Origin of the sequence: Cryobacterium sp. RTC2.1, assembly GCF_035018685.1 — a bacterium.
Classification (GTDB): domain Bacteria; phylum Actinomycetota; class Actinomycetes; order Actinomycetales; family Microbacteriaceae; genus Cryobacterium; species Cryobacterium glucosi.
The window spans coordinates 1-5,621 of record NZ_JASJXJ010000203.1 but is presented as its reverse complement, the minus strand read 5'-3'; the positions used below and the strand labels follow the sequence as shown (position 1 = coordinate 5,621).

General features: G+C 70.4%; 5 protein-coding genes. 4 read left to right on the top strand and 1 reads right to left on the bottom strand.

Translation table 11 applies throughout. The features are described 5' to 3' along the window. From QN357_RS17535 to QN357_RS17525, 3 genes are all read left to right on the top strand, one after another. The coding region (locus QN357_RS17535) for a DUF4350 domain-containing protein (protein ID WP_323505278.1) at positions 1-1,159 on the top strand (1,159 nt) is incomplete at its 5' end. Then, positions 1,156-2,127, top strand: a complete 972-nt coding sequence (locus QN357_RS17530; protein ID WP_134449748.1) for an AAA family ATPase — start codon at positions 1,156-1,158, stop codon at positions 2,125-2,127. The genes QN357_RS17535 and QN357_RS17530, both read left to right, overlap by 4 nt. Position 2,128: 1 nt before the next feature. Continuing rightward, positions 2,129-3,436 (top strand): DUF58 domain-containing protein, encoded by a 1,308-nt coding sequence (locus QN357_RS17525; protein ID WP_134449747.1) that lies wholly within the window; start codon positions 2,129-2,131, stop codon positions 3,434-3,436. A 14-nt stretch (positions 3,437-3,450) separates the two neighbouring features. Here QN357_RS17525 and QN357_RS17520 read toward each other — a convergent pair whose 3' ends face one another. Then, positions 3,451-4,446: a stage II sporulation protein M gene (locus QN357_RS17520; protein ID WP_134449746.1), complete on the bottom strand. Its 996-nt coding sequence runs from the start codon at positions 4,444-4,446 to the stop codon at positions 3,451-3,453. A gap of 17 nt (positions 4,447-4,463) precedes the next feature. Here QN357_RS17520 and QN357_RS17515 point away from each other — a divergent pair, with 17 nt between their 5' ends. Next, complete coding sequence (locus QN357_RS17515) at positions 4,464-5,318, top strand: RDD family protein (RefSeq protein WP_322189482.1); 855 nt, start codon at positions 4,464-4,466, stop codon at positions 5,316-5,318. Positions 5,319-5,621: the final 303 nt, after the last annotated feature.

The window sequence follows — 5,621 nt, the reverse complement described above, 5'->3', positions numbered from 1 at the left end:
TTCGATGAGCGACCGTGCCAGGGCCCGGAACATCTCGCTGATCGCGAGGTTCCAGTCCTTGTGCGATGCTGCCGACAACGCCGCACCGGCGGGCGCCCGCGCCCTCGTCGAGGTGCTGCGCCAGCAGGGGGTGCGCGTCACGACAGCGGACTCCCTGGACGAGGCTCGCACGATCGCCGCGGCGAGCACGGATCCGACCCTGTTCTTCAGTGACCCGAACGGCTATCTGACGAACGACCGGATCTCGGCCATGGCGGCCCTCGCACCCCGGACCGTCGTGGTCTCCCCCGATTTCCTCCTGCTGCAGACGCTGACCCCCGCAGTCGGCTTCGGCGGGGTCGCCGACAGCCTGGACGGCCCTGGCGATCGCTGCGACCTGCCCGCTGCGATCAGGGCAGGCGGCGTCGCCCCCGGCGGGAAGACGCTCAGCCTCCCCGCCGACTCCGCGGAAAGCGGTTGTTTCCCGTCCGGTCGGAACTCATTCGCCGTCGTCGGCGCGACCCTGCCGTCCACAGAGCTGACCCTCGTCGCCGATGGCGCCATCTTCAGCAACGACGAGATCACGGCATCCGGTCACGCGGCGCTCGCACTCGGGCTGCTCGGGCCGAGCGCCGACCTGATCTGGTACCTGCCGACCCTGACGGATGTCGCGGTCACCGGCCCGCCGAGCCTCGGCGAGTTGACGCCGGGCTGGGTCACGCCCTCGATCCTGCTGCTCGCGGTCGTCTTCCTCGCCGCGGCCGTGTGGCAGGGCAGGCGACTCGGACCGCTCGTCGCCGAGAACCTGCCGGTGACCGTACGCGCGAGCGAGACGATGGAAGGCAGGGCCCGCCTCTATGCCCGCGGCAACGCGCGCCTCCGCGCCCTCGACTCCCTGCGGGTCGCCACCGTGCAGCGCCTCGCGACCCGGGTCGGGCTGTCCAGGCTCGCGAGCCTCGACGACGTCGTGCTCGCGGTGTCCGCACTGACCGGTCGGGCACCGGCCGAGGTGCGCTTCGTCCTCGTCGACGGAGTCCCGGCGACGGACCGCGACCTCATTGCCCAGTCCGACCTCCTCCAGGACCTGGAGCGAGCCGTGATCGCCGCGAGCGGCCTGCCCGCTGATCCGCCGGCATCCGCCCCACCCACCGCAACCACCCCCGGAAGAATGGACCCATGAGCACACCGACCGATACCATCGTTTCCCTTCGGGAATCGCTCGCGCAGGTTCGCACCGAGGTCGGCAAGGCCGTCGTCGGCCAGGACGGCGCAGTGACGGGACTCATCATCGCCCTGCTCGCGCGCGGCCACGTGCTGCTCGAGGGCGTGCCCGGTGTCGCCAAGACCCTCCTAGTGCGCTCGCTCAGCCACGCGCTCAGCCTCGAGACGAAACGGGTTCAGTTCACGCCCGACCTGATGCCGGGCGACGTCACAGGGTCGCTCATCTACGACGCGCGGGCCGGCGAGTTCGAGTTCCGGAAGGGCCCGGTGTTCACGAACATCCTGCTCGCGGACGAGATCAACCGGACACCGCCGAAGACCCAGTCCGCACTGCTCGAGGCGATGGAGGAACGCCAGGTCAGCGTCGACGGCCGGACGATTCCGTTGCCGGACCCGTTCATCGTCGCCGCGACCATGAATCCGATCGAATACGAGGGCACGTACTCGCTGCCCGAGGCGCAGCTCGACCGGTTCCTGCTCAAGCTCGTGCTCGACGTGCCGGAACGCGACGCGGAGTTCGAGGTGCTCCGCCGCCACGCCGCCGGTTTCAACCCCCGCGACCTCACCGCGGCCGGGGTCACTCCCGTGCTCGGCGCCGAGCAGCTCACCGCCGCGCAGGCCGCCGTCATGGAGGTCGGCTCGAGCGCGGACGTGCTCGCATACATCGTGGATCTCGCGCGCGCGACCCGGCGCAGCCCCTCGGTCAAGCTCGGCGTGAGCCCCCGCGGGACGACGGCGCTTCTCGCGGCGACGAAAGCCTGGGCGTGGCTCAGCGGCTACGACTCGATCACTCCCGACCACGTCCAGGCGATGGTCCTCCCGGTCTGGCGGCACCGGATCCAGCTCCAGCCGGAAGCCGAGCTCGAGGGCGTGTTCGTGGACGCCATCCTGCGCAGCGTGCTCCAGCAGGTCCAGGTTCCGATCTAAGGTGACGGTCTCCGGTCGGTTCACACTGCTCGTCGCCCTCGGCGTCGTGCCAATTGTGCTGCTCGGACGCAGCCAGGCGGCCGCGGGCGGCATCCTCGCCCTGTGGCTGCTGCTTTCGGTCGGGCTCGGCCTGCTCGACCTCGCGCTGGCCGGCTCGCCCAGGGCCGTGCGCCTCGAACGCAGGCTGCCGGCAAGGGTGCGCCTCGGCGAAACCGTGACGAGCCTGCTGTACGTCACCAATTCCGGCTCCCGTCGCCTCCGCGCCCTCGTGCGGGATGCCTGGCAACCGTCGGCCGGCGCAGGCAACAACCGCACCCCTCTGTCCGTCCCGACAGGGGAACGCCGGCTCGTGTCCCTCCCGCTGACTCCGTTCCGGAGGGGAGAACGACGGGTGGACCGGGTCACGATCCGCTCGTACGGGCCGCTCGGCCTGTGGGCGCGCCAGGCCACGCTCGAGGCGCCCGGGCGCATCCGTGTCCTGCCGCCCTTCAACGCCCGGAAGCACCTGCCCTCGCGCATCACCCGGCTCAAGGAACTCGACGGGCGCACGAGCGTGCTCGTGCGCGGACAGGGCACCGAGTTCGACTCGCTGCGGGAGTATGTGCGCGGCGACGACGTGCGCTCGATCGACTGGCGGGCTACGGCGCGGCACAACGACGTGGTCGTGCGCACCTGGCGACCGGAGCGCGACCGGCGGGTGGTCATCGTGATCGACACCGGACGCACCTCCGCCGCGCGGATCGACAACGAGACGAGGCTCGACACCGCGTTCGAGGCGGCGCTGCTGCTCGCCGCGCTCGCGTCGAAGGCCGGAGACCGTGTCGACATGGTCGCCTTCGACCGGCGGGTGCGCGGCCGGGTGCAGGGCGCGCAGGGCGCAGAACTGCTGTCGCGGATGGTCGACACCCTTGCGGTGATCGACCCCGAACTCCTCGAAATGGACTGGGCCGGAGTGCCGGCCCAGGTGCGCGCGATCACGAGCCAGCGCGCCCTCGTCGTGCTGCTGACCTCGATCGATGCCGCGGGGGCGTCGACCGGACTGCTCGCGGTACTGCCCCAGCTGACCCGCCGCCACACCGTCGTCGTCGCGTCGGTCACCGACCCGACGACCGTGCAGGCGACCCACGAACGCGCCGACCGGGAGCAGGTCTACCGCGCCGCCGCTGCCGAACGGGCGCTGCTCGACGTCGCCAGGGTCGCCGCGGCGATCCGCCAGCAGGGTGCCGACGTCGTCACCGGTCCGCCAGCGGACCTGCCGCCCCGCCTCGCCGATCACTACCTCGCCCTGAAGCTCGCCGGCCGACTGTAGCCCGCTCGCGGCCCTCAGGACGCGTAGATGCGGGTGCTGCCGGCCTCGAACTCACCGATGTCGCCGGTCTCGCCGGAACGTGCGGCCCGTCGGCCGAGCACGAGCATGTACGTCAGGAACGCACACAGCGCGGCGAAGCCGATGCCGATCTTGACCGGCCACGGCCACGGCGCCGGGGTCACGAAGCCTTCGATCACGCCGGAGACGAGGAGGACGAAGACGAGGCCGATCGCAACCGTCGCGAGGGCGCGCGAGTCCGCCGCGAGAGCCTGCCCGCGGGTACGCCCACCGGGGGCGATCCAGGACCAGAAGATGCGAAGCCCCGCGGCCGCAGCGACGAAGATCGCGGTGAGCTCCAGCATCCCGTGCGGCGCGATGTAGAGGAAGAAGACGTCGCCCTTGCCGTATGCGAACATCACCGCGGCTGTCGTGCCGATGTTCTGGGCATTCGAGAGCACGATGTACGGCACGTAGAGGCCGAGGATACCGAAGGCGACGCACTGCGCGGCGATCCAGGCGTTGTTCGTCCAGACCTGGCCGGTGAACGACGCGGCGGGGTTGGCGGAGTAGTAGTCGACGAATTCAGAGTTCACGAGTTGCTGGAGCTGGGCGTCGGAGCCGAGGTTGGCGAGCACCCGGGGGTCGCCGGTGATCCAGACGGCATAGAGCACCGCGACCGCGACCGTCACGACCGCGACGCACAGCGTGAGCCAGCGCAGGCGGTAGAGCGCGGCGGGCAGTTGAAGGACGAAGAACCGAGGCACCTGGGACACGACGTTCGCGCCGGCTCCGGTGAAGCGCAGCCGGGCGCGGGACAACGCGACGGAGAGCCGGTCGCCCGGGATCGTGGAGCCGGCCGTGCTCTTGATTGCGGACAGCTGGGTCGCGCCGGACTGGTACAGGCCGATCAGTTCGTCGGACTGCGCGCCGGAGAGCCGCCGCTCCCTGCCGAGCTCGGCGAGGCGGTCCCACTGGGCGCGGTGCGCCGTTGAATATGCGTCGAGGTCCATCTGCTCTAATAGTAGACATGGCACACCCCGGAAACGCGGCGGATCAGGGAGAAAGTTCTCCCTATGAGTACGAACTCGTCACTGGCGAGGCGGTCGCGCTTGATGTGCGGCCGGCGAGTTTCATCCTGCGCGCGGCCGGCGCCATCATCGACTGGCTCGCCTATCTCGGTTTCTTCGTGGGACTCGCCTTCGCGGTCGACTTCGTCATGGGCGACGCCCTGGATCCAGCGCTCGCACAGACGCTGGCGATTTCAGGGCTCGCGTTCTCGATCCTCATCCTCCCGACTGTCGTGGAGACCGTGACCGGAGGACGCTCGCTCGGCAAGCTCGCGATCGGCGCCCGCATCGTGCGTGACGACGGCGGGTCCATTCAGCTGCGGCACGCCTTCACCCGCGCCCTCAGCGGAATCTTCGAGATCTACCTCACCTTCGGCGGCCTGGCCGCCACGACGGCTCTGCTGAACGGCAAGTCCAAGCGCCTCGGCGACCTGATGGCCGGCACGTACAGCCAGTATGAACGGGTGGCCCGGTTCGACGAGCCGGTCCTCGGGCTTCCGCAAGAGCTCACCACCTGGTCGTACACCGTCGATGTCGTGCGGCTGCCTGACCGGCTCTCGCGCCGCATCGCCCAGTTCCTCCGCCAGTCCGGACGCCTGACCCCGGAGACACGCGTGCGCGTAGCAAGTGACCTCGCGGCGGAAGCGGCGCCCTTCGTCTCCCCGGTTCCCGCCGTCTCCCCCGAGGAGTTCCTCGCCGGCGTCGCCGCCGTGCGCCGCAGCCGCGAGTACGCGGCACTCCTCCTGGAACGAGATCGCCTCGAACGCCTCCGCCCGGTGCTCACGCGCCTCCCCCACGATTTCCCCAACCGCTGAGCGGATGCTGCGCCGCCCCGCTACGGGTTGCGCGCCGGTTGCGCCGTTACGCGCCCGGCGTGTCCGGGGCGTAGCGGCGCTGGTGTCGCGCGGGGCCAGTGCAGGGCGGGGCCAGTGCAGGGCGGGCTGGCTGGCGGGCTGGCTGGCTGGCTGGCTGGTGGTTGCGGTGTGCGGTGTGCGGGTTAAAGCAGAAAAGCCACCCCGTGGGGTGGCTTTTCTGGTGTTTCTAAGTTAAGTCCGGCGGTGTCCTACTCTCCCACAGGGTCCCCCCTGCAGTACCATCGGCGCTGAGAGTCTTAGCTT